Source organism: Arthrobacter sp. SD1074B, assembly GCF_056780195.1.
In genome coordinates this window covers 92,997-116,207 of record NZ_JBRAZT010000003.1, presented here as the reverse complement: position 1 = coordinate 116,207, position 23,211 = coordinate 92,997, and the positions used below count along the sequence as shown (strand labels likewise).

The following is a 23,211-nucleotide window of genomic DNA, read 5'->3' as shown; positions in this document are numbered from 1 at the left end:
CTTCTTTCAAGGTGGTTCGACATGTATCTCAGCTCCTCGTCAGCAGCAGGCATCCGGTTTCTTGCTTCGATTAAGCACGGGCACGGTCTCAGACCGTCCGCCCGACATGCTGGCATTGATAAGGAAGTCGGCTACCGCTGGCTGCGCGAGGAATACTTGCGCCTGCGTCGCAACGGCAAGACTCCGAGCGAGACGACAGCGGAGCTCGGGTTCAGCACGTCCCGGCTGGCGGCGTGGGAAGCTGACGTCGGCCAGGTCAAAGACCGCCATCATCTTCGGGTGAATATTGACGAGGAGGCCAGCTTTTGGGCGGCGTTTGGTCGGGAGGAAAGCCTTGGTGAGGCAGCCAAAAACGCGGGTGTGAGCCGTTCGACCGCCTATCGGTGGATGCACCGTCGTTTCGACCAGCTACGTCAGTCCAAGGTGTCCGTTAGGCGGTGCCAAGACCAATTGCGCCTGACCGACCACCTCAGCCTGAACTTCGAACGCGACCGATTATCGCGACTATCGAACGAGCGGAATGCGGCCACGGCGGCGCAGCACGCCGCAGTCCTCTCCTCCGGTCGCTATGCAGACCAGATGCTCGGCGCGGTGCTCTCAGAGGCGCAGCAGCACCGTGCTGCGCGGACCGAGAAGTATTGGCAGCTGATGCGCAACGGGGTGAGCAACGCAGAAGCATGCAGACTTCTCGGTATGCACCGAAGAACAGGGACGCAGCTGCGTCGAGCCAGCAACTTCCAGATCCCGCCCATCACAGCGCCGGCCGTAACCGCGGGCCGCTACCTGGATGCGCGGGAGCGGTTGCAGATCGCGGACCTGCTGCGCCTGGGGCACTCAATGCGGCGAATCGCGGCGGAACTGGGCCGTCACGCCTCCACGGTCAAACGGGAACTCGACCGTCACCGGGACGCTCAGGGCCTCTACCTGCCCCGCACTGCCGATCATGACGCCCGGCTGCAACGGGCCCGACCGAAAGTGCATAAGCTCGCTGCCAACACCCGGCTGCGCACCCTTGTGCAACGTAAGCTCAACCGTTTCTGGTCCCCGGACGAAATCTGCGGGTGGATGAAGAAGACATACCCCTATGACCAGACGATGCGGTTGTGCCCGGAAACGATTTACCGGGCACTGCTGCTGCGCGAGGACCACGGCCTGCACCAGCGGTATGCCGCCAAGCTGCGCACCGGCCGTAGGATCCGCAAGACCCGTTGGCGCACCCGCACCGGGAAAGGCTCGCGGATCCGCAACATGACCATGATCGGTCAACGGCCGGCAGAGGTGGAAACCCGTCTGGAGGCCGGCCACTGGGAATCTCAATGTTTCTGTCAAGCAGCTTGAGCGCGGACTCTTGGTATTGGTTCTTGGTAGGTGGTGTGGTCGCGGAGCATGGCCCAGAGGACGTTGATGCGGCGGCGGGCCAGGGCGATGAGGGCCTGCTTGTGGGACTTTCCTTCTCCGCGCTTCCGGTCGTAATAGGTTCTTGAGGCCGGGCTGTTCTTCAGGCTGGAGAGGGCGGCGAGGTAACAGGTTCGCAGGAGCCTGCGGTTGAAGCGACGTGGCCGGTGAAGGTTCCCACTGATCCGTCCGGAATCGCGCGGGACGGGGGCCAGCCCGGCGACGCTGGCGAGCCGGTCCACGCTGTCGAACGCGTCCAGGTTGCCGCCGATGTTCGCGAGGAAAGTTGCTGCGAGTACGGGGCCGAAGCCGGGCATGGTGAGCAGAATGTCCGCGCTGTGGTGCTGCCGGAAGAGCTCGGTGATCTGGGCATCGGTGGCGGCGATCTCTTCATCAAGGGTGCTGATTTGCTCGGCCAGCCGGACGACAAGGGCAGAGCCTGTGGTCTGAGTTGGCAGGACGGTGTGCTGGGAGTTCGCGGCCATCAGTGCCTTCTCTGCCATCTTTGCACTGTTCCGGCAGCCGCGTTTCCTCAGCCAGCCGGTGAGCCGGGTCAGTCCTGTCCGCCGGATGCCCTCGGGGGTCTGGTAGCCGCCGAGGAGGATCAGGGGCGCCTTTTTGGAGTAATCGAACGCGCGCTCGAGCGCGGGGAAGTATTCCAGCAAGGTGGCGCGGAGCCGGTTGATCGCCCGGACCCGGTCGCAGATCAGATCCGTACGGCGGGCGGTCAGGAGCCGCAGGTCCACGCTGATCTGGTCAGCGCCGCGGACTGGTTGGAGGTCGGTACGCATGCGTGCCTGGTCGGCGATGATCCTGGCGTCTTTCGCGTCGGTCTTGCCATCTCCGCGGTAGGTCGCTGCGGCGTGATGCACGATCCGTCCGGGGATATAGAGCATCTGCTGGGCGTGCGCGGCCAACAACTCGATCAACAGGGCCGCACCGCCAGCGTTCAGATCCGTGGCCCAACAGACTTCACCGCCGGCGGCGATCTCCGCAACCATGGCTATGAGTGCGAGCAGTTCGTTCTCGTCATTCTCGACCCGTTTCGAGAGCAGCACCGTCCCTGTCTGATCGATCACAACGCAATGATGAGCTCTTTTGCCCGAGTCGATTCCTACCCAGAATGCCGGCATATTCAGTCCCCTTCGCTCAGCTCCAATTTCGTTGGCCCTGTCGATAACTGCGCCGGCACGTCCTTACCCAACGATCAATGTCGTAATTCTCAATCAGCGGTCGAGTCATCGGCGGGCAGCGGGCGGCCATTCCCAGTGAGCCGTCCAAGCGGCAGGGAGATCTGTGCCATACCCGCCACCCGAGGGTGATCGAAACACTACGACAGCTCCGAAATCACCCTCAACAAAATCGTAAGGAAGGGGACCTCATCGTCGGCGTCGGGTCAGTCTCGGCGATGATGACACTCAGGGAAAGGAAAACCCAGTACGGCATCATCATAAATCTGCCCCTGGATCACACCGCTGCGAGCGTCAACGCGGCCGCCATCAGCGCGTTCGCGAAGCTGCCAACACACCTGAAGCGAACACTCACGTGGGATCAGGGCGTGGAAATGGCCAGCCACGAGGAACTAACAAAGAAGACCGGGGTTCCGGTTTACTTTGCCGAACGCTCCAGCCCCTGGCAGCGCGGCGCCAACGAGAACTTCAACGGGCTCGCCCGCCAATACTTTCCCAAAGGCACCAACCTCGCCGTTCACAGCGTTGAGCACGTCTCCCACGTGATGCGCGAACTCAACGAACGGCCACGAAAAACCCTCGGCTACGACACCCCGGCAGCACGCTTCAAAGCCGAACGCACGGCCCCGCCCGGTGCTTTGCGATAGCCTCAAAGCACCGGGAAACGACCCGAAAATCACGCATCTGTTGCGTCGACCCCCAGAAACCGCCGCACCTTCACCGGGCAATTTTGCGGGCGGGGCATGCGGGACACCTCAAACCGCGCTCCTGTATTGCAGCACGTCAGAGACGGGTTGTCGCAGTAGGGGACCGGCTTACGGGACAGTTAGCGGGCGGCCCCCTTACGGGACAGCGGTCGGTCGTTACGTCAGCCGCGCGTACTCTTCAAGATGGGACGACCCCGTGACGGTCCTCCAGCGAACCCGAGGAAAGAGGCTCCTTCGCAGGTAGGCTTCGGGAAGCTAAAAGTGATCACGAAATTTCGGGGGAATCAATGGATAGCCGGGGCGGGAACGAATGGCGCTGCGGGACGTGCGGAGAGCCGCATCAAGGGCTGGCTACGGTTTTCGGAGCCCAAGCTCCGGACGTTTGGCTGCAGGCCAGCGCAACTGAACGGAAAGCCGGCGAATTGAGCGGCGACGTATGCGTGCTTGATGTCGGAGGAGAACGGCATTATTTCCTTAGGGGACACATTGAGATCCCTCTCATTGATTCCCCCGGTGAGGTCTTCAGCTGGTCTGCTTGGGTCTCCCTCAGCCAGGAAAGCATCCAAAAGATTGCTGACCTTTGGGATGATCCTGCACGAGCTTCCATGCCCCCGGTGTTCGGCTGGCTATGCAATGAGTTGCCCTACGAGTCTCCCACGACCTCAATCGCGACGCACGTGCACAATAGGGTGCCAGGAATGGTTCCCTACATTGAGCTCGACCCGTCCATCGACCACCCTTTGGTTAGAGAACAAGCGTCCGGAATCTCGCTGCATCGGCTGGCCGAAATCAATAAAGCTGTAATGGGCTAGGCCCCGACGCTAGTACGGTCCATGGGGTGTCCGTTCAGAGATCGGCCTAGGGGCATGTGTCGCCCGTTGTGTGGCCCCGGGCAGGACGTGCGGCGTCCAATGCTTCGCCAAGGAGGACTATGTCTGCCGCGTCTTACATCAAACCACGTTCCTGCATTGCAGCACGTCAGAGGGGGGTTGTCGCAGTAGGGGACCGGCTTGCGGGACAGCCCCGGCTCAACGCTTCTTGCTGCCGACACCAGGCACGGAAGCGACTTGTTTCATCCACGAAGCGATTTGTTGTTCATCGATGCCTTCCAAGGCTTCGAGCTCGACACCTCGCGTCGCCTTTCCCATCCCCACGGGTGCCACGGGCGGTACGGGATCGAGCGCCGCGCCGTTGACAAACATGAGCTTGACGTGGCTTGCAAAGGCGCCGCAGCTGAAGCACCAGCCGTCGCCGACGCCGTAGTACGCCATGCCCCATTTCACCGAGCGTTGGAGGCCCGGTAGCGTCTTGGCCGCCAGAGCATCGACCGCTTCGGCGATGCCGCGCTGCGGCTGTGGCAGGCTGGCGATGTATGCGAAGACCGGTTTGTCGCCGACCGCCGCTTTCGCGGGGCTTGCCCTGCCGGTCATGGCCTCCGGCAACGTGAAGGCGGTACCGGCCTGCGCCCCAGTGCGCGCGGCCGGATTCTGGACGTCCTTCTCACCGGACTCCCTGCTGGTCATGTCGGCATATTATTCGCGCCCCCGTCGAGCAAACAAGGGCTGCCTATCGTGGCGGCAACCAGGCGCCTCGGCAATACATCTTGAATGTGCCAAGCAGCCACAGCCATCTCCCAGTTCGCCTTCCTATTCAGGGATCGGCTTATGGGAAGCCCGCCACGCGAGCCGCGACGAGGGAGACAGCAATTGATGGACGGCGCCGAGTCCTCAGCGCCGATCAGGCAACCGTGATCTGAGTTCTTCTGCGAAGGACGCGATGGCCTGACGCCGGTCTCGGGTGAATGTTCTGGCCTGCATGTCCAAGACCGCCCGGCTGCCGTGCTCGTCCAAGCCCAACAGCTGACCCACCCGACGGATCGCTTCGTCCATGTCCTGTGAATCCTCAATCTCATGGAAGACCTCGTCCCGCCGATCCATCGCCTGCACCAGAGCCTCGTGGAGCATCAACTGCTGCCTAATCTGCCGCTCGTCCTCATCCATGCGGCGATTCTCGCACGACGAAGGTCATGGCATGGAGCACCGGTGGAGGATCCCGTTACGGGCACCTGAACCGGCCTCCAAGTCGGAATCGATGTGTCTACTAAGAAAACGAAGGTGAGCTCCCCGCGGAAAGGGGGGTGAGGTTGGGCTCGAATCCGAGCGCTACCATTCGGCGTTGGAGGCGTTTCCTGGCGCGTTCGGGGTTGGTTTTGTCGTAATGATCGATGCCGAGTTCGTCGTAGGCGACTCCGTCGTGGAGCATGTTCCAGACGATCACGAGCAGCGTGTGTTGGAGCGCGACTACGGCACGCAGCGCGCCGGCATGGGACTGAATGCGACGGTATTTCACGGCGAGGTAGGTCGTTTTTGATCGGGACACGGCCAGGGCGGCGATTCCCAGTGCGGCTTTGAGGTAGTGGTCGCCGGGTCGGGTTTGGGTGGACTTGACCCGGCCAGCGGATTCATTTTGGCTCGGACATACTCCCGCCCACGATGCCAGATGGCCCGCAGTGTCAAAGACGTTCATGTCCACGCCGGCTTCGGCGATGATGACGTTAGCGACATTCTTAGAAATCCCAGGGACGGTCATCAGCAGCTCCCGGGCAAGCGAAAAGGGTTCCATCACTAGGTCGATGCGGGTGTCGAGGGCTGCAAGGGTCGCTTCGATCTGATCAATGCGGTTCAGATGCAGGTGCACCATGAATGCGTGGTGGTCGGTGAAGCGGCCGGTGAGGGCTTCGACCAGCGCCGCGGATTTGCGGCCCATCGAGGAGTGCGCCAGCGAAGCTAAGGCCTGCGGGTCACGTTCTCCGGATACGAGAGCGTTGAGGATGCTGCGGGCGGATTGGGTGGTCAGCGTGCTGACGACTGAGGACAATTTGATGCCGGAGTCCTCCAGCGCTTTTTCCATTCGTGAAAATTCACGGGTGCGCTCATGAGTCAGGTTCGATCGGGTCCGGGTCAAATCCCTCAACTGACGGATCGGCTCTGGTGGCACGAAACTGGCCCGCAGGAGATTGTGGGCGGCGAGCTCCGCCAGCCACGTCGCGTCGGAAACATCACTCTTCCGGCCCGGGATATTCCGCGCAGCTTTGGCATTAACCAGTTGCACGTTCAGCGACTCCGCCAGCAGGAAGTAGAAGGGTTTCCAGTAGTCGCCGGTGGCCTCCATTACGACCACCGTGACCGCGGCTGCCTCGAGATCACGGCGCAGACGCAGGATCTCATTCGTCGTGGCCCCGTATGTGGCAACTGTCCTACTGGACGTTCCTGCCCGCGTTCCCGGTATCCGGACGCAGACCTTCGCATCACGTTTGGAGATGTCCATTCCCGCGGCACGCTCGTGCACGATGTCCATCATTTACTCCTCGCATCCGGTCCAACAACACCACCGGCCGGCAGTGTTAGGTGCCGCGGGAAGGGCGGGGAAATGATTCAGGAATCTACTAAGAAAACGAAGGTGAGCTCCCCGCGGAAAGGGGGGTGAGGTTGGGCTCGAATCCGAGCGCTACCATTCGGCGTTGGAGGCGTTTCCTGGCGCGTTCGGGGTTGGTTTTGTCGTAATGATCGATGCCGAGTTCGTCGTAGGCGACTCCGTCGTGGAGCATGTTCCAGACGATCACGAGCAGCGTGTGTTGGAGCGCGACTACGGCACGCAGCGCGCCGGCATGGGACTGAATGCGACGGTATTTCACGGCGAGGTAGGTCGTTTTTGATCGGGACACGGCCAGGGCGGCGATTCCCAGTGCGGCTTTGAGGTAGTGGTCGCCGGGTCGGGTTTGGGTGGACTTGACCCGGCCAGCGGATTCATTTTGGCTCGGACATACTCCCGCCCACGATGCCAGATGGCCCGCAGTGTCAAAGACGTTCATGTCCACGCCGGCTTCGGCGATGATGACGTTAGCGACATTCTTAGAAATCCCAGGGACGGTCATCAGCAGCTCCCGGGCAAGCGAAAAGGGTTCCATCACTAGGTCGATGCGGGTGTCGAGGGCTGCAAGGGTCGCTTCGATCTGATCAATGCGGTTCAGATGCAGGTGCACCATGAATGCGTGGTGGTCGGTGAAGCGGCCGGTGAGGGCTTCGACCAGCGCCGCGGATTTGCGGCCCATCGAGGAGTGCGCCAGCGAAGCTAAGGCCTGCGGGTCACGTTCTCCGGATACGAGAGCGTTGAGGATGCTGCGGGCGGATTGGGTGGTCAGCGTGCTGACGACTGAGGACAATTTGATGCCGGAGTCCTCCAGCGCTTTTTCCATTCGTGAAAATTCACGGGTGCGCTCATGAGTCAGGTTCGATCGGGTCCGGGTCAAATCCCTCAACTGACGGATCGGCTCTGGTGGCACGAAACTGGCCCGCAGGAGATTGTGGGCGGCGAGCTCCGCCAGCCACGTCGCGTCGGAAACATCACTCTTCCGGCCCGGGATATTCCGCGCAGCTTTGGCATTAACCAGTTGCACGTTCAGCGACTCCGCCAGCAGGAAGTAGAAGGGTTTCCAGTAGTCGCCGGTGGCCTCCATTACGACCACCGTGACCGCGGCTGCCTCGAGATCACGGCGCAGACGCAGGATCTCATTCGTCGTGGCCCCGTATGTGGCAACTGTCCTACTGGACGTTCCTGCCCGCGTTCCCGGTATCCGGACGCAGACCTTCGCATCACGTTTGGAGATGTCCATTCCCGCGGCACGCTCGTGCACGATGTCCATCATTTACTCCTCGCATCCGGTCCAACAACACCACCGGCCGGCAGTGTTAGGTGCCGCGGGAAGGGCGGGGAAATGATTCAGGAATCTACTAAACGGGCTCGTCAACCCCAGGCTGTTGGGTTAGCGGCACCAATCCACGGTTCCCGTGGAAGCCCTCCACACCATGCTCATAAACAGGCTCTGAGCACTAAGACACAGCGGCGTCGACCGCGGCACCGCCAATCATCCGCCGCTACCCAAGCCAGCCACAAGGCCGTTTTCTCAAGCCCCCAACGCCGCGGAGCGGCTCCCCAGCTCGTAACTTCAGCGTCTCAAAACCCTAGGGTTACGGGACGCTGGCGTGCATAACCGCGTGCGATGAGTCATTGGCGGTGGCCCGTGTTATCCGGCCCTTCGAAGTGCGAATGGCCCAAGGTCTGCCGCGGTGAAAGTCCCGCAGCTCCCGCTCCATACCTGGCCACAGCCGGCACGCCTAGCTTTCCGGCGCTGAGGTGCCTTCGCGCTGTTGACGTTCCTTGAGTCCTGAGCGAACGGTAGTGAAAATCGCGATTCCCATGGCGACTGCTGTGAACCACAGACCGGGAGATCCTCGCAGGGCGAGAGATACCGAGACGATCAACAGCACTATGGCAAGTAGGAGAAATGCCCACCGTCCTGCAGCCATCAAGTCCCCCGCTCGGCGGATTGGTGGAGCGTGCGGATCTTCGTGTCGCGCCAGCGAAACATCAGCGTGCAAACCAAGGTCGCTACGAGGCCGACCGCTATAGACGGCACGAAGCCGATGGAATGCCGGAACAGAGCAAACGGCAGAAACCCGGCCGCGTAGACCACCAGGCTACGGAGCGTGCGGGTCCTGGAGTTCATCGGCTTCTTTCATGCAGTGGTCTCGTGAGACCGGTGGGCGGCCGATGAAGTGGTTGATGATCAGTGGCAGGCCGATCGGCGCAAAGATAATCCCGTCGGGCGCTGATGATTGCTAGTCCGATAACGCTTCCTGCTGCAAGAAGGAAGAAGAACAGCACCAGGAATGGACCCATCATCCCCGGGAAGAACCCGATGTGGCCGCTCATGAAGATCGCAGCTGCTAGGCCCGCCATCGATAGGCTGAATATCAACTTCAGCGCTTTTGGCATGCCGCTCCGTTGTTAGTTGTGTCTGTACCGTTCCGTTCGGTGTGGAGGTGGAGCAACCTTTGATCGAAACTCATCGGGGAGTCCTCGGGCGTGCCCTGAAGCCCAGAACTGAGCGATTACGGCCGCTGGATTCACTGTCCCACGCTCCGCGAGTGGAAAGCGCCACCAGTCCAGGGCCCACGGTGCACAGAACCCAGGATAAGACGTGCGACTGATCCAGCAGGACCCGGAAGAGGCCGGTCAGAGTCGACATGATGCCCAGTGAGAACAAGACACGGGTCACCTGCCACCCAAACAATTCACCGCCGGCTCGCTCGCGACTAGCGGCCCGGCGCCCGAAAAGACCCTTGAGGATCAGAGCCAGACCGATCGGTATGAAGATGATGCCGGTAACCAAACGCAGGGCATCCACCGCCGTCCACGTCAGAAAGACCGTCGCCCAAACCAGAAAAAATGCCCCGGCGGCAAGCTTCGTGCCGGGTGTTTGGCGACTCATTGGTTTCCCCTCAGTGTGACGCATCGCCTCATTCTCCGGCGACAGTTCACAGCCCAGTATCGTGACATCCGGCGAGCCTACCCGCTGGGGCAGCGAACGCAAGTCACAGCGGAGCGCTCCGGTGTTAGCGGCCATGAAAAACTGCCCGTAGGCGGCCACGGAACTGCCCACTGACGGCCATGAAAACTGCCCGTTGGTGGCCATGAGATCTGCCCACTTCCTTACTGAACCCTGCCGCTTAAGCGGCGGGAGCCTCTCCCCGGGGTTTGATGACGGTGTCTAGTCGCACCAAAGTCGCCCGGGAAGAGGCCCTAATGAAGTTTGACGGAGAAATCATGGAAATACTCGCTGCGTATGATCTGACCGGATCGTTGCGCGCCGCCGCGGAACTCACCGGCTGCTCGCACCACACGGTCGCCAGGCACGTCGCTGCCCGCGACGCCGGCCAGCCGATCGCCGAACCGGTCTACCGGGGCCGGGTCACCGATGCGTACCTGCCCAAGATCGAGGAATGGATAGAAGCGTCCAAGGGCAAGATCCGTGCCGACAAAGCCCACGCGAAACTCCGAGACCTCGGCTACGAGGGTTCGGAGCGCTCGACCCGCCGGGCCGTCGCCCAGGTCCGCGCTGCCTGGCGGCTCGGCCATGTCCGGGTGCACCGGCCCTGGATCACGGAACCGGGCATGTGGCTTCAGTACGATTTCGGCGACGGCCCCGTGATCGAGGGGAAGAAGACCGTTTTGTTCGTGGCCTGGCTGGCATGGTCCCGCTTCAGGATTGTCATCGCGCTGCGGGACCGGACGGCGCCGAGCGTGTTCGCGGCGCTGGACCGCAGCTTCCGTGTCATCGGCGGCGCCCCGACCTACGTCCTGACCGATAACGAGAAGACCGTAACGGTTTCCCATGTTGCCGGGGTCCCGGTGCGCAACCAGCAGACGGTCGAGTTCGCCCGCCACTACGGGGTGACGGTGTTGACCTGCCAGCCGGCTGACCCGGCGTCCAAGGGCGGCGTGGAGGCCTCGGTGAAGGTCGCCAAGGCCGACATCGTGCCCAAGGACACCAACCTGCGTGCCGACTACGCTTCCTTCGCCGAGATCGAGGCGGCCTGCCAGGCGTTTATGGACGAGGTCAACCACCGTGAGCACCGGGCCACCCGCCGCAAACCCGTGACGATGCTGGCCGAGGAAGCGCCGCGGTTGCACCGGATCCCGGACACCGCGCACACCGTCGCGTTCGGGCTCTCCCGCAGTGTCCCGGAGAACACGCCGATGGTCACCTTCGAGAACGGGCAGTACTCCGTCCCGGCGTATCTGCTCGGCGCGCGGGTGTTCGTCCGCGCCCACGGCGCCGGAGCCGACGAGCAGGTCATCATCGTCCACCTCGGCGGCCAGGGGCCGGTGGAAGTCGCCCGGCACCGGCGCGCCCGGCCCGGCAGCCCGGCGATCAACGACGCCCACTTCCCTGACCACCGGCCGAAAATCCCGGGTGAGTACACGGTGAAAGCCAGGACGGCCGCGGAGACGGAGTTCCTTAGCATCGGCGACGGCGCCCGGACCTGGCTGCTCGAGGCCGCAGCGGCGGGCACGGCCCGGATGAACGTGAAGATGGCCGAAGCGGTCGCCCTGGCGAAGATCGCCGGGCAGTCCGAGGTCGATCAGGCCCTCGGGACTGCGGCCATCCATGGCCGCTTCGCGAACAAGGACCTGGCCTCGATCCTGAACGCCGCGAGCACGCGAACGACCACCCATGCTGCCGGGGAGACCCGGTCCTTGACCCAGGGCACCGCCGGGTGGGCGGCGATTGGCCGACCACCCGTTGCCGCCCGTGTTGACGGCGCCCTGGAGGAAAGCGCGTGAGCCCGGTCCCGGTCACCGCGCCCGTACTGGCGCCGGAGCTGGAGGCGTTGATGCGGCAGTTGAAGATGCCCCATGCGCGGGCGCTGGCGCCGGAACTGATCGCGACCGCCCGCGCCCAGCGCTGGGAACCGGCCGAGGTCATCAAGGCACTCTTTGTCGAGGAAGTCGCCGGCCGGTCCCGGTCCATGCTCGCCACCAGGCGCAAGGCCGCGGGCTTCCCGACCGGGAAGACTTTCGACACCTGGGACCCTGACGCCTCCTCGATCCCGGCACCGACGCAGCAGGCGCTGCGGACGCTGGAATGGATCGGGCGGAAGGAAAACGTCGTGATCTGCGGCCCCTCCGGCACGGGCAAGACGTTCTTCCTTGAAGCCCTCGGCCAGCAAGCCGTCGAGGCCGGCCTGCGGGTCGCGTGGTTCCGGCTCGAGGACCTCGGCGCTCTGATGCGCGCCCACCGCTCCGATGACAGCGTCACCAGAGTCGTCGCCCGGATCCTGCGCGCAGATTTGGTGGTGGTCGATGACATCGGCCTGTTGCCGGTGGGCACGGACGCGGCCGAGGGCCTCTACCGCCTCGTCGACGCCGCCTACGAGAAACGCTCCATCGCGGTTTCCTCAAACCTGCATCCGGCCGGCTTTGACGAGCTCATGCCCAAAACCCTCGCCACCGCCACCGTGGACCGGCTGCTGCACCACGCGCATGTCTGCCAGACCTCAGGAGAATCGATCCGCCTCAGCCAGGCACTGGCCGGAAAAGGAGTCACCCCAATGAACTAAACCCACACCCCAACATGGCCAACGCCACCGAACACCCGGTGGGCAGATCTCGTGGCCATGAGTGGGCAGTTTTCATGGCCACCAGCGGGCATTTTTGCTGGCCGCCCGTGGGCACAAACTATTGGCCATTGACACTCCGGTTAGGGACTATTTCTTCACGCGGGAGGGTCGGTAGGGTGGCGCTGAAGTCGTTACGACCTTGCACGAAGAGGGGAACAGGTATGCGGCCGCATCCATTAGTTCGACGTTGCACGGAACAGGACCTGGCCGCGTTGGAGGCGGGCGAACCGCCCGGTTCAGGGATGGCTCGCTATTTTCTCGGTGAGCAGGCCAAAGGAAAAATTGTGTTCGCCGCGGCATGGCAGGATCAGCAGCTGCTCGGCTCAGTGGTTTTGGATTTCCGCTCGGACTTTTCACCGGAATTGAAACATCTCTTCGTTCAACAAGCCTTGCGGGGCTTGGGTACGGGAACGGCTATGTGTGCCTGGGTTGAACAGCGGGCACTGCTGGATGGGTTCGACAAGCTCTACCTCGGAGTCGGAGTCGAAAACGCTGCGGCCCGCAGGCTTTACCAACGACTGGGATTTACGCCGGCAGGGCGGACGAAGACATCGACGTATCAATACGTCGATCAAGACGGACGCAAGCAATGGGCCACTGAAACGGACGACATACTTGAAAAGGCCCTAGCTTGATGGTCACCACGCTCGGGACTGCCCCAAGACTAGCCGTAGCTAGAGGGTCGTCCGACCCGGCCTCTCCACGGCGTCCATCGTTGATCGGTCGGTTGGTCGATGTTAGCGTGAGGGCGATTGGGGGAAATAGTGCTATTGCTCGGGTGGGGCTTGTTGGAGAGATTTGTCCGGGCCGACGTTGCGATCCGCACGACGGTCTATGCCGGTGTGCCTCCGGTGCCGGCTCTCGTTCTCATGGCTATGGTCGTTGCCCTGGCAATCCTCATGGCGCGTACCTTCCAATCGCTGCTCTGCACCGTTCCGGCTCCAGGTGTCCCCTCTGTCGCCCTGGGTCTGAGTGACTTAAACGGTCCAGATTTCCTGTCTTCGGTCCTATCCGCACCAGTCGGTGGGTCAGGTCCTCGCGCTCCGGGCGGACGTCCCCGTCGCCCCGGGAGCCTCCAGGCAGCCCTCTAGGATCCGACTCCGACTGTTTCCGCACTCTAGCCGTACCCGGTCGGAACGTGCCTCCGTGCTGCGTGCATTACTCCTCTCGGGCGACCCTCAGAACACCTCTCTGACTGTCGCTACAAGGAGCTCATCGCCATGTCCCGCAATAACCTCTTGCCCTCACATCGCTCCAAGCCCCCGCGGTACCGATCACCGGCTCTCCGTCGCCTTGGACTGGTGTGCAGGCTGGTCCCTCGGCTCTGCCGCCGTGTGGCTATGCGAGCCACTCTGTTCGGCGGGTGGGTCTGGTTCGCGGCCGGCTCGCTGGTTGGATTCGAGGCGTTCGACATCATCTTCGGCACGTTCGCCCTCGCCCCGGAGCTGCTTCCGCTCGTCATCCTCGGGCTCGCACTTACTTGGTATTTCCGCGGTCAGTTTCGGAGGTTTTCGACGCGTGCCCGCGCGTATCGGCGCCTCCGACGCCTGCGTGCCGGTCGCAGCTGACTCTGCCCGCAGCCCTTGGTTCTGCAGACGCCCTGGCACCCGATAGTGGATCCCTTACCGGACAATTTGGGAGCTACGGTAGTGCGTCCGTGTCCGCCCTCAGCCCTGGAGGTGCGCGCGGATACGCGCGACCGCATCTTCCGGGTCAGCGCACGTGATAAGCAGCCAGGTGCCGGCGCACTGTATCCGGATGGTCGGACCGCCCACCAGATAACCGGTTCCTCCGCCGGGGAGTATGCGCAGGCCCATCCCCTCACGAAGTCCGGTGGACGGGCCGGTGGAGACGGCCGATATCTCCTTGTAGGCGATCGTGGTGGAAAACAGGGCCGCTACCCGCACGGAAAGGCCGGCCTCTTCGAAGCGGATGCGGGCGTTCATCCGCAGTGCCGGCACGAAGACCAATGCCATCGTCAGCCCCAGCCAGGGCTGGCCCGTCACCGACAGTACGATGGCAGCTGCGAAACCCACTCCTGAAAGCACCGCCTGGTAGCGCGGGGGCATTCCGGTCCGCAGTTCCGCGCGCGCGTTTTCTCCCCCGCTCATCCGGGCAGTCTCCGGGGCCTACGTTCTGCCGGCAACTTCAGGCGGGTCGAGTGACACCCTGCGCCAAAGGATGAACCCTGCGGAGTTGATTTTCTCCGCGGTGGTCGGGGAGGTGGCAGGGTGGAAGTTCTCAGCGGCAGGGTACGCTCAAAGCCACCACAGTCTGAGGGGGCAGAGGGATGAGGCAGCGTGCGACCACGCCGAAAACGGACGATGAACGCCGGTCCTTCAAGGCAGGGGCCCTGATGGGCGTCGGTGCGGCCGTTTTGGTGATGGTCCCTTCGTTGTACCGTCTCTTGAACGGACCGTTTCAGTGGGTTGATGCCACCCTCGTAGCCGGCGGTATCGGTCTGATTGTGTTTCATGTTGCCCGTCTGGTCCGGCTGCACAGGTCACCTTGAGCCTGGCGCCGTGGGGGTCATGGTAGGGCCGCCGGCGTTCGGGGCGGCTTCAGTCTCTGGTTTCCAGTACGGCCAGCACTTGTCTGGCGTCGTCCAGGTGGCGGGCCACTAGGTCGGCGGCGTTGCGCGCCGTGCCGTGCACCTGTTCGGCGTCCCGGGCCAGGGTCAGCCGATCTTCTCTGACCAGCTCACCGAGCCGGTCCTGTACGGCCAGCAGCATCCGGTACAGCTCGTCCGCTGTAGCTGTTTCGATTTTCACTGGGAGTCCTCTGTTGGACGGGGCGGTGTCATTTTCCGGTGAGGGGGGTGCGTTTGCGGAACGTCCCGGCGATGGAGAGCTTGCCGGAGTACTGGATGGAACCGTACCGGAAGAGGTGAACGGCGAGGCGGAGGATGAGGAAGCCGACGATGAAGAGTTCGGCGATGACGATGCCCGCCTCTACGGCGGTGAGGGTGCCGAAACCGTTGCGGAGCAGGGCGGTCACGGGTGCTGAGAGCGGGAAGTACGTAAAGATCTGCACGATGGGTGCCCGCGGGTCGGAGATGATGAGGCTGATTGCGTAGAACGGGACGAAGATCAGGGCCATGAGGGGCCCGAAGATCGTGCCGGCGTCCTTGGCGGTGGGCATGACCGCGCCGATCGCGACCAGGACACCGGTGAAGACGGTAAACCCGCCCAGGAGCAGCAGCCCCCCGACGATCATGGTGCCGGGTTCAAAGGTGATCGTTGACAGGTCCAGGTCGGGGAGGGCCAGTTTGTCGCGGAAGAAGAGGTATCCGACGAGGATCGGTGTGAGGAAGACCAGGATCTGGACCAGGCCGACCATAAACAGGGCGATGACTTTGCCGACGATCAGGGTGGTCGGGTTCAGGGTGGTGAGGATCATCTCGGTGACCCGGTTTTCTTTCTCTTCCAGGGTGCTGTTGAGCATCTGGTTGGAGAGCAGAATGATCGAGATGTAGAAGATCAGCAGGAACATCAGGGGCGGGACGGCTGCGCCGAAACCGCCGGATTCCTTGCCGTCTTTGAAGGTCGTGGCTTCGGTTTTGACGTCGCCTCCTGCCGCGGCCATCAGCTGCGGGGAGCCGACTTTGATCTGGGCTGAGGCGGTGAGGAGCTGTTTGGCGACGGCGTCGTACTTACCGTTCTCAAAGATCCCCTTGTCCGCCCCGTAGACCTTGACCGGCTGGGTCGCGGGTTCGGCCGGGTAGGCGAAGTACGCGTCGGTGAGGCCCTTTTTCACCTCCTGCAGCGCCTGCCCTGGGTCAGTTACCTTCTTACCGCCCATCGCCGTGGCAACGCCCGGGGCGATGAGTCCGGAGTCGTCGGTGTAGGTGAAGGACATGGAGGCTGTTTTTTGGGCGTCGGAACTGGCCGCGGTGGAGGAGTTGCTGAGGTAGACCAGGGCGAAGACGATGGCCATGACGACGGGGATGGCAAGGGTCGCGATCCAGAAGCCGCGTTTCTTCATGGTGCGGGTGAACTCGAACTCCACCACGGTGCGCAGGTTGTGCCGGGCGAAGGGGCGCTTGGGCGGCGGGGTGGCGGGGGAGGGGTGCTGGGTGGTGGTGTGCTGTGTCATGGGGGTTATGCCTCTGCCAGTTCGTGCTGTTCGCCGTAGACCTTGATGAAGACCTCGTCCAGGGAGGTCCTCGCGGTGGTGAAGGACCGCACGGCGACGCCGTGCTCAACGAGTTGACGCAGGACGGTTGTTTCGTCCCCGCCCGGGAGGGGTGAGAGCTCAGCTTCTCCGCCGGCATCAGTGACGATGTCATACAGGGCGGAGGCGGGCAGGTGCCCGGTGTATTTGATCCGGTAGAGGGTTCCGCCGAATTGTTCCTGGACGTCGGCGACGGTGCCGTAGGCGCGGGCGGTGCCGTCCTTGAGCAGGATGACGCGGTCGCAGAGGCGTTCGACTTCTTCCATCTGGTGGGTGACCATGATGACGGTTGCGCCGGCGAGTTTTTGTTCTTCGATGATGTCCATGAGCAGGCGCCGGTTGACCGGGTCGAAGCCCTTGGTGGGTTCGTCCAGGATGAGCAGCTCGGGGTCGTTCATGATGGTGACGCCGAGCTGGACTTTTTGTTGTTGTCCGCCGGAGAGCTTGTCCAGCCGGGTGGTTGCTTTGTCGGCGAGGTCGACGCGTTCCAGGTACTCCCGGGACCAGGCTTTGGCGCGGGTTTTGTCGAGGCCTTTGAGCCTGCCGAAGTAGACCATGACGTCGAGGACGTTTTCCTTTTTGTAGAGGCCGCGTTCTTCGGGCAGGTAGCCGAGCCGGGCGCCGTCGCGCGGGGCGAAGGGTTTCCCGCCGATGTGCAGGGTCCCGGCGGTGGGCTGGTAGATCCCCAGCAGCGCACGCAGCGTGGTCGTTTTTCCGGACCCGTTGCTGCCGAGGAACCCGAAGGTTTCCCCTGCCCGGACATCGAAGGACAGGTCCTTGATGACCGTTTTGTCTCCGAAGTCCATTCGGAAGTCTTTGATGTGTACAAGCGGCTCCGCGGCCGCGCCCCCCAGCGTCATGAGCACCAGCCTAGCTGCAGGTGGGTTCCGCCGTTCTCAAGGACATGCAGGGGGAGCGTGGGCGACGGGCAGCCGGGCTGACGGGGGAGTCAGGGGCGGTTTTGCTGGTTGCCCGGTTCCGGAGGCTGGGTTGTCTTGAGCTCCTGAATGCGGAGGCGAAGAAAGATGATGACGAGTACCAGCGCGTAGATCACCATGACGGCGATCGCTGCCATCACTACGAAGTACAGAATGCCCAGAATTCCAAACATGATTCCCCTGATCTCGTGTGCCGCAGGTCGCGGCGCAAGGGTCCGAGACTAGCACCGCGGGAGGGCGTTCTATAGTCACGTCCGACCCGGCGATGTCCTTGGTTCTGCGGGTCAGGCTTCGCAGTCGATGCAGTAGTGGTGTCCGTCTTTTGTTTGTGCGATTTGGGAGTTGTGGCGGACGAGGAAGCAGGAGTAGCAGGTGAACTCGTCCTGGGCCTGGGGGATGACCTGGATGATGAGTTCTTCGTTGGAGAGGTCGGCGCCGGGGAGTTCGACGCCGTCGACGGTGTCTGTTTCGTCGAGTTCGAGGACGACGCTGCGGGCGTCGGGGGAGTTGGCCTCTTTGAGGGCTTCGATGGAGGCGTTGCGGGATTCGGCGACGTCGGGTTTCACTTCGTCGTAGTCGGCTGCCATGGGGCTGGTACTCGCTTCCTTTAGTGGTGTGTTCGGGGTTGGACATTACCCGACATCGCGCGCACGCGACGTGCCGGCGCGGACGGGCGAGGATGGAACCAAGAGGGTGTTACGCCCGGGTGAAGGGGTGCCGGTTTTGCGGTCCTGGGCGGGGTCTTATTCTGTGGCACGGCGGTGGGAGGCTGTGCACGATCGCCGGTCCCGGTGGCGACGTGCCTGCCTGGGGTGACCTGGCGGTGGTGTGCAGCCGGTCAGATGGGTCCCGTCGTCCACGTGGGTGCGGGAAAAGCCCGAAGGAAATTGCTTTTGCCGTGCCCAGGTGGGCGAGGGGAAACCTACTCAGCCGCGGACGCCCCATTGGTGGAAGACCGGGAACCCTCGGTTGCAGATGAGGAGGTTGCCGGTTTGCGGCGGCGGGCTGCGGCGCCGGACTCGAGCCCGAGTTTCTTCAGCTCTTCGGGGCTCCAGCCGTCCTTGGTGGCGCGGGCATAAGCGCGCTTGTCCTCGCGTTCGGCCTCGGTGAGTTGCTCGCGCAGGTCGGTGATCCGTTGCCGGGTCTTGACCAGGGCGGTGACGGACTCGATCCGCGAGTCGAGGAGGGCGCGGGCTTGGTTGCGTGTCTGTTCCATATCGATCGCTGGCATGCCATCAACCCTAGCCAGGAGGGGCCACGGTATTGGTGCATCGACGCGCAGCGATGGGCCAATAAATTCTGAACCACCACGAAACCGTTGCCCCGCCGCTATCACCGGCTGCGACCGAGCAAGCTGGGAAGTTAGCCGGGCTAAGTTCGTGTCGCTACCGAGAACTGCGTTCCGGTGGCGGCAGACTGAAGTCTGATCCCGGGCACTCCGGGTCGCTGCGCTGGCAAAAACGAAGGGCGGGACAATGACGGAAGGCAACGGCTTCGCCGGATGGAAGTCCCGCCGGCGCCGGGCGAACATCGACGGCGGCAGAATGCACCGCCACGAGGTCAAGGTCAGCCCCGAAGAAGAAGCGCAGCTTCTCGCCCTGGCGGAAAGGCACCGGGTCACGATCCCGAGGCTTCTGATCGAAGCGGCGCTCAATGAAGACAGCGAAAGCCCCTCGGAGCGGCGGGACCAGTTCATGCAGCTTTCCAACCTGCAGCGCCTCGTCGGGTCCGTCGCCAATAACATCAACCAGATTGCCCGGCACGCCAACTCCACCGGGGAAGTGCCACCGGAAGCGGCAGCAACAATCGCGCACGCGAAGAGCGTCATTATCCGAATCGACCGGCAGCTCGCCGACATGGCCGGCAGGTGATCCTGCCGTGATTCCGAACATCACCCAGGGCGACCGCATGGCGGGCCTGCTGATCTACCTTGCCGGCCCGGGGCGTGCGAACGAACACGAGGAACCGCACCTTGTCGCCGGCGACTCCGCACTCATGGCCTGGCACGACGACAACGAACTGAACCGGGACGCGGCCCTGGACATCGCCAACGCCCTCGACCGCGCCCAGCAGTTCTACAAGGCCGAAGTGGACGGTGGCCACGTCTTCCACTGCTCCCTGAGCCTGGCCGCGGAAGAAGGACAACTCACCGACGCCCAATGGGGCGCCATCGCGAACGACTTTATGAAGGACATGGACTTCACCGAAGACGGCGGAAAGGCCCCGGCCCGGTGGGTTGCCGTCCGGCACGGACTGAGTAAGAACGGCAACGACCACATCCACATCGTGGCATCCATGGTCCGGGACGACGGCACCAAATGGAACAGCTGGAAGAGCAAATACAAGTCCCAACAGGGCGCCCGCGCACTGGAGAAAAAGTACGGCCTCAACCAGCTCGACGCGGTCCGTGCCGAACGCGGGTACACGCCCGCTGAACAGGCCAAGGCCATCCGCCAGGGGCTGCCCGAGGTCGAGCGCCACAGCCTCGCCCGCAAGGTCCGCACCTGCGCAGCAGCATCAACGGACGAAGCAGAGTTCGTCCGCCGCGCACGCCAGGAAGGCCTGCTGGTTCGCCCCCGCTACGCCGCCGGCCGTACTGACGTCGTCACCGGATACTCCGTCGCCGAACGTCCCCGCAAGGGCGAGCGTGCCGTCTGGTTCGGCGGGAATTCCCTGGGACGCGACCTCGCACTGCCCAAACTCCGCACCGCGTGGGAAAGCACCCCGGACTCGGCAACGGCCGCCGTCGCCGAATGGAACGCCGCGGCGCGCAACCGCCGGCCGGCCCGCCCCGGCCGGGAGACACTGCAGCCCTCGGCCGAACTGTGGAACAAGTACGCCCACGACGTCAGCGCCCTCCGGGAGAAACTGGCCACCACCCCGCATGATGACCACGCCGCCTGGGCGCAGGCAGCCCGCGAAACAGCGGCAGCTTTCGGTGCATGGTCCAAGCGCATCGAACCGACACCGGGACCGCTGGCGGACGCCGCACGGGAATTGTCCAAATCAGCCCAGCTCCGGCACTACCCGAAGCGTCCGGCCATAGCTCTGCCGTCGGCACGCGGTGCCACAATGATCCTTCTGGCGGCGACGTCCAAGAGCGACCGGGCCGCCTACGCCCTGATGTTCCGGCAGCTCGCCCTGACCGCCCGGGCGATCCACGACATGCACAAAGCCACCGATGACCTCCGCCGCGTCCGCGGCCTCGCAGCTGCCGTGACCGCCGCCAGCAAAGCCGTCGAAGCCAGCGCCACCGCCCACACCATCACGGCACATCCGATGACGATGGACGCCCTGCGGGAACAGCGCCCGGGAGCCAGCGAAGAAGCCCTCCGCGCGCGCCTCATCGCCGAACGCTCGTGGGGCGGCTCGCCCGTCCCCACAACACTCACCAGGCCAGAGAAAAAAATGCAACAGGCCGGGCCCACCCGGCCCCAAGAACCCAACCGGGACCACCATCGGAATCCAGGCATCGAGCGATAGGGGAAGAGCATGAGCGAAGCAGACGGAATGGACGACGCAGTCGACGGTGCGATGCGTACAGGGCTGATGGTTGCCAGCCGCATCGGCGAACAGCTGGCCAGAATGCGCGAAGAAGAGCAGCGCACTATCGCCGCCGCCGAGGAATACCGGGCCCGCCAGCTGCAGGAACGCTATGACGCCCAGCGCGCAGCAGCCCGTGCCCAGCTCGCACCGGTTGCCCGGGATGACTGGTGGAACAAGACCACCCCCGAAATGATCGAAAACGTCCACGAAACAGCCACCGCATGGAAGGCCTACGACCCCGAAGCCGCCCGGGCGTCAGAGCGGATCCGCGAACAGGTGCAGGCCCGTTACGGCATCGACGTGCACAACCCCGGCGCCGACGAGGCCTCCGTTTCCGCAGCCCTCGCCCGGGCACAGCAGGGGCGCCTTGAGGCCGAAAATGAAAGGACCAAAGCCTCGGCTGCCCGCACCGACGAAGTGGTGGCCGGCGCCGCGGTTTCAGGAGCCAACGGCGAGGACAGGACCGCTCAAAAAGCCCGGGCCGAACCGGTTTACGATTCCCTTGAGCGCCGTCAGCAGCTGGCCGAAAGCCTCGACGGCAAGGGTGACCGCGAAGCGGTCAACTCCCGCCTCCTGGCAGACAAACACCAGGGCACGCCGGCGACGGCGGCCGTCGCGCAGAAACCCTCGCTGGCCAGGACCTCGAAGACGGCCAGACTGGGCGGTAAGGGCAAAACGCTGGAACGCGGCGGACTCGAACGCTAAGGCTTGCGGGGACTCGCGAGCTCGCCCGTCCGGGCGGCTCTTTAGGATGGAACCCATGACTGAACCGCGCGATCTCGCCCTCCCCTCCGGCTACACCGATCTGCTGGGTGAGCTGAAGACCCGTGTCCGGGCCTCGCGCAGCAAAGCACTCCGGACCGTCAACACCCAACTTATCGAGCTGTATTGGTCCATCGGACAGGCAGTGCGTATTCAGCAGGAGCAACAGGGGTGGGGGAGCCAAGTCATCAAGCGGCTTTCGGAAGACCTCCGTAAGGAGTTCCCGGATATGAAGGGACTCTCAGCCCGCAACATCCAGTACATGACGACTTTTGCAGGAACTTGGACCGAGGGGCCAATTGCGCAGCAACCTGCTGCGCAATTGCCCTGGGGCCACATCATGGTCCTCCTCGACAAAAAACTCGACACCGCCCGCACCCAGGCCTATGCCGCCGCAGCCATCGAGTACGGATGGTCCAGGAACGTGCTGCTGAACATGATCATGAACAAGACGCTGGAGCGGACCGGCGCAGCACCATCCAACTTTGCGCAGCAGCTTGCTGCGCAGGATTCGGAACTGGCCCAGCAGGTCGCCAAGGACCCCTACAACTTTGAATTCCTAGGCCTGACGGGCGAGATCGCCGAACGCGACCTCGAAAACGCCCTTACCAGCAGGATCACCGAAACCCTCCGCGAACTCGGCCCCGGCTTCTCCTTCGTCGGCCGCCAGGTCCACTTCGACGTCGACGGCGATGACTTCTACGTGGATCTACTTTTCTTCCACATCGAACAATCACGCTACGTCGTCATCGAACTCAAGACCGGGAAGTTCCAGCCCGAATACGCTGGAAAACTCAACTTCTACGTCGCACTCGTCGACGACGTGCTCCGGCGGGACCACCACAACGAAACCATCGGGATCCTGATCTGCGGGACCAAGAACGACCGCAGCGTCCGGTACAGCCTGGGACGCTCCACCTCACCCATGGCCGTCGCCGCCTACACCTACGACAAGCTCCCCCCAGCCCTTGATGGCGCACAGATCCAGATTGCAGCGACAGGCCATGTGACCACCTCCAGCCTTCAAGCGCTTTATCCCATAGTCCAACGCACAAGCAGCCTCAGTCGGGGCCTGGGCGTGGAGGTCGACCTGTCACAGGCCTGGTTGAGCCGGACGCGCTGGAACAACTGCAGGGATATGCCAAAATCCACGAACTGCCCATCCGGGTCGACTCCGCACGAACTGGTCGCAATATCACTGCCTTGCCGACCCGCCACCCATCTTCCCGCACGCCCTCGGCCGCAGGCCGGGCTGCGTAATTCTCAACCAGGTAAGCGATTCCGAAAGCATATAAGTTGGAAGCTTTAGTGAATTCTTGAAGTGCGGAAGAACGCGATCACAAGGGCCCATCGGCCGTCTCGATAGTGCGCGGCAACGGGTTGAGACGGCCGTACGAGGATCATGCGATCCTGGATCCACGAATGGCCCTTAACTGACGCCAGGCCCGTGGCGGCATAGGGCGGCGTCAGCCGTGGA

Annotated in this window: 25 protein-coding genes; 11 read left to right on the top strand and 14 right to left on the bottom strand. The window is 63.3% G+C overall.

Annotated features, from left to right (window positions below):
• The first annotated feature begins 21 nt into the window (after positions 1 to 21).
• Positions 22 to 1,338, top strand: coding sequence for a transposase (locus ACUYM2_RS18970; protein ID WP_481601575.1), 1,317 nt, complete (start codon positions 22 to 24; stop codon positions 1,336 to 1,338).
• Here ACUYM2_RS18970 and ACUYM2_RS18965 read toward each other — a convergent pair.
• Positions 1,326 to 2,528, bottom strand: coding sequence for an IS110 family RNA-guided transposase (locus ACUYM2_RS18965; protein WP_481601574.1), 1,203 nt, complete (start codon positions 2,526 to 2,528; stop codon positions 1,326 to 1,328). The two genes, ACUYM2_RS18970 and ACUYM2_RS18965, sit on opposite strands and share 13 nt — an antisense overlap.
• A gap of 185 nt (positions 2,529 to 2,713) precedes the next feature.
• Between ACUYM2_RS18965 and ACUYM2_RS18960 the strand changes: the two genes are divergently transcribed.
• A complete protein-coding gene (locus tag ACUYM2_RS18960; RefSeq protein ID WP_481601573.1) occupies positions 2,714 to 3,232 on the top strand; it encodes an IS30 family transposase in 519 nt (172 codons plus the stop codon).
• Between the two features lie 347 nt (positions 3,233 to 3,579).
• The gene (locus ACUYM2_RS18955; protein WP_481601572.1) at positions 3,580 to 4,104 is read left to right on the top strand and encodes a DUF2199 domain-containing protein; all 525 of its coding nucleotides are present in this window, start codon (positions 3,580 to 3,582) and stop codon (positions 4,102 to 4,104) included.
• A 216-nt stretch (positions 4,105 to 4,320) separates the two neighbouring features.
• Here ACUYM2_RS18955 and ACUYM2_RS18950 read toward each other — a convergent pair whose 3' ends face one another.
• The 6 genes from ACUYM2_RS18950 to ACUYM2_RS18925 all read right to left on the bottom strand — a co-directional run bounded on the left by ACUYM2_RS18950 (position 4,321) and on the right by ACUYM2_RS18925 (position 9,827).
• Positions 4,321 to 4,815 carry a DUF1801 domain-containing protein gene (locus ACUYM2_RS18950; protein WP_481601571.1) on the bottom strand — a complete coding sequence of 165 codons (495 nt, stop codon included), beginning with the start codon at positions 4,813 to 4,815 and terminating at the stop codon, positions 4,321 to 4,323.
• 204 nt (positions 4,816 to 5,019) lie between these two features.
• Positions 5,020 to 5,292: a DNA gyrase subunit A gene (locus tag ACUYM2_RS18945; RefSeq protein WP_226774167.1), complete on the bottom strand. Its 273-nt coding sequence runs from the start codon at positions 5,290 to 5,292 to the stop codon at positions 5,020 to 5,022.
• A 100-nt stretch (positions 5,293 to 5,392) separates the two neighbouring features.
• Positions 5,393 to 6,649, bottom strand: a complete 1,257-nt coding sequence (locus tag ACUYM2_RS18940) for an IS110 family RNA-guided transposase (RefSeq protein ID WP_175323851.1) — start codon at positions 6,647 to 6,649, stop codon at positions 5,393 to 5,395.
• Between the two features lie 88 nt (positions 6,650 to 6,737).
• On the bottom strand, positions 6,738 to 7,994 hold the full coding sequence (locus tag ACUYM2_RS18935) for an IS110 family RNA-guided transposase (RefSeq protein ID WP_175323851.1): 1,257 nt from the start codon (positions 7,992 to 7,994) through the stop codon (positions 6,738 to 6,740).
• A gap of 663 nt (positions 7,995 to 8,657) precedes the next feature.
• Positions 8,658 to 8,858: a hypothetical protein gene (locus ACUYM2_RS18930; RefSeq protein WP_476982621.1), complete on the bottom strand. Its 201-nt coding sequence runs from the start codon at positions 8,856 to 8,858 to the stop codon at positions 8,658 to 8,660.
• 339 nt (positions 8,859 to 9,197) lie between these two features.
• Complete coding sequence (locus ACUYM2_RS18925; RefSeq protein WP_481601570.1) at positions 9,198 to 9,827, bottom strand: hypothetical protein; 630 nt, start codon at positions 9,825 to 9,827, stop codon at positions 9,198 to 9,200.
• Positions 9,828 to 9,937: 110 nt separating this feature from the next.
• Between ACUYM2_RS18925 and istA the strand changes: the two genes are divergently transcribed.
• From istA to ACUYM2_RS18905, 4 genes are all read left to right on the top strand, one after another.
• Positions 9,938 to 11,479 carry an IS21 family transposase gene (gene istA / locus ACUYM2_RS18920; protein ID WP_476975978.1) on the top strand — a complete coding sequence of 514 codons (1,542 nt, stop codon included), beginning with the start codon at positions 9,938 to 9,940 and terminating at the stop codon, positions 11,477 to 11,479.
• On the top strand, positions 11,476 to 12,255 hold the full coding sequence (istB, locus tag ACUYM2_RS18915; protein WP_476975977.1) for an IS21-like element helper ATPase IstB: 780 nt from the start codon (positions 11,476 to 11,478) through the stop codon (positions 12,253 to 12,255). Before istA ends, istB begins: the two co-directional genes overlap by 4 nt.
• Positions 12,256 to 12,476: 221 nt before the next feature.
• The gene (locus ACUYM2_RS18910) at positions 12,477 to 12,950 is read left to right on the top strand and encodes a GNAT family N-acetyltransferase (protein WP_476982623.1); all 474 of its coding nucleotides are present in this window, start codon (positions 12,477 to 12,479) and stop codon (positions 12,948 to 12,950) included.
• A gap of 705 nt (positions 12,951 to 13,655) precedes the next feature.
• Positions 13,656 to 13,883: a hypothetical protein gene (locus ACUYM2_RS18905; RefSeq protein WP_476982624.1), complete on the top strand. Its 228-nt coding sequence runs from the start codon at positions 13,656 to 13,658 to the stop codon at positions 13,881 to 13,883.
• 99 nt (positions 13,884 to 13,982) lie between these two features.
• Here ACUYM2_RS18905 and ACUYM2_RS18900 read toward each other — a convergent pair whose 3' ends face one another.
• From ACUYM2_RS18900 to ACUYM2_RS18870, 7 genes are all read right to left on the bottom strand, one after another.
• Positions 13,983 to 14,426, bottom strand: a complete 444-nt coding sequence (locus ACUYM2_RS18900) for a hypothetical protein (RefSeq protein ID WP_476982625.1) — start codon at positions 14,424 to 14,426, stop codon at positions 13,983 to 13,985.
• Between the two features lie 450 nt (positions 14,427 to 14,876).
• A complete protein-coding gene (locus ACUYM2_RS18895; RefSeq protein WP_476982626.1) occupies positions 14,877 to 15,086 on the bottom strand; it encodes a hypothetical protein in 210 nt (69 codons plus the stop codon).
• A gap of 28 nt (positions 15,087 to 15,114) precedes the next feature.
• Positions 15,115 to 16,410 carry an ABC transporter permease gene (locus tag ACUYM2_RS18890; RefSeq protein WP_481601569.1) on the bottom strand — a complete coding sequence of 432 codons (1,296 nt, stop codon included), beginning with the start codon at positions 16,408 to 16,410 and terminating at the stop codon, positions 15,115 to 15,117.
• 5 nt (positions 16,411 to 16,415) lie between these two features.
• The gene (locus ACUYM2_RS18885; RefSeq protein WP_476982628.1) at positions 16,416 to 17,294 is read right to left on the bottom strand and encodes an ABC transporter ATP-binding protein; all 879 of its coding nucleotides are present in this window, start codon (positions 17,292 to 17,294) and stop codon (positions 16,416 to 16,418) included.
• A 143-nt stretch (positions 17,295 to 17,437) separates the two neighbouring features.
• The gene (locus ACUYM2_RS18880) at positions 17,438 to 17,599 is read right to left on the bottom strand and encodes a hypothetical protein (RefSeq protein ID WP_476982629.1); all 162 of its coding nucleotides are present in this window, start codon (positions 17,597 to 17,599) and stop codon (positions 17,438 to 17,440) included.
• Positions 17,600 to 17,710: 111 nt separating this feature from the next.
• On the bottom strand, positions 17,711 to 18,013 hold the full coding sequence (locus ACUYM2_RS18875) for a DUF4193 domain-containing protein (RefSeq protein ID WP_481601568.1): 303 nt from the start codon (positions 18,011 to 18,013) through the stop codon (positions 17,711 to 17,713).
• Between the two features lie 335 nt (positions 18,014 to 18,348).
• A complete protein-coding gene (locus ACUYM2_RS18870) occupies positions 18,349 to 18,657 on the bottom strand; it encodes a hypothetical protein (RefSeq protein ID WP_481601567.1) in 309 nt (102 codons plus the stop codon).
• 244 nt (positions 18,658 to 18,901) lie between these two features.
• On the opposite strand from ACUYM2_RS18870, the gene ACUYM2_RS18865 reads away from it, so the two are divergent.
• Genes ACUYM2_RS18865 through ACUYM2_RS18850 form a run of 4 tightly spaced genes read left to right on the top strand, consistent with a single transcriptional unit; the run spans position 18,902 to position 23,043 of the window.
• On the top strand, positions 18,902 to 19,297 hold the full coding sequence (locus ACUYM2_RS18865) for a plasmid mobilization protein (RefSeq protein ID WP_481601566.1): 396 nt from the start codon (positions 18,902 to 18,904) through the stop codon (positions 19,295 to 19,297).
• Between the two features lie 7 nt (positions 19,298 to 19,304).
• Positions 19,305 to 20,909 (top strand): relaxase/mobilization nuclease domain-containing protein, encoded by a 1,605-nt coding sequence (locus ACUYM2_RS18860; RefSeq protein ID WP_481601565.1) that lies wholly within the window; start codon positions 19,305 to 19,307, stop codon positions 20,907 to 20,909.
• 9 nt (positions 20,910 to 20,918) lie between these two features.
• Positions 20,919 to 21,677 (top strand): hypothetical protein, encoded by a 759-nt coding sequence (locus tag ACUYM2_RS18855; RefSeq protein WP_481601564.1) that lies wholly within the window; start codon positions 20,919 to 20,921, stop codon positions 21,675 to 21,677.
• A 55-nt stretch (positions 21,678 to 21,732) separates the two neighbouring features.
• A complete protein-coding gene (locus tag ACUYM2_RS18850) occupies positions 21,733 to 23,043 on the top strand; it encodes a PDDEXK nuclease domain-containing protein (RefSeq protein ID WP_481601563.1) in 1,311 nt (436 codons plus the stop codon).
• Positions 23,044 to 23,211: the final 168 nt, after the last annotated feature.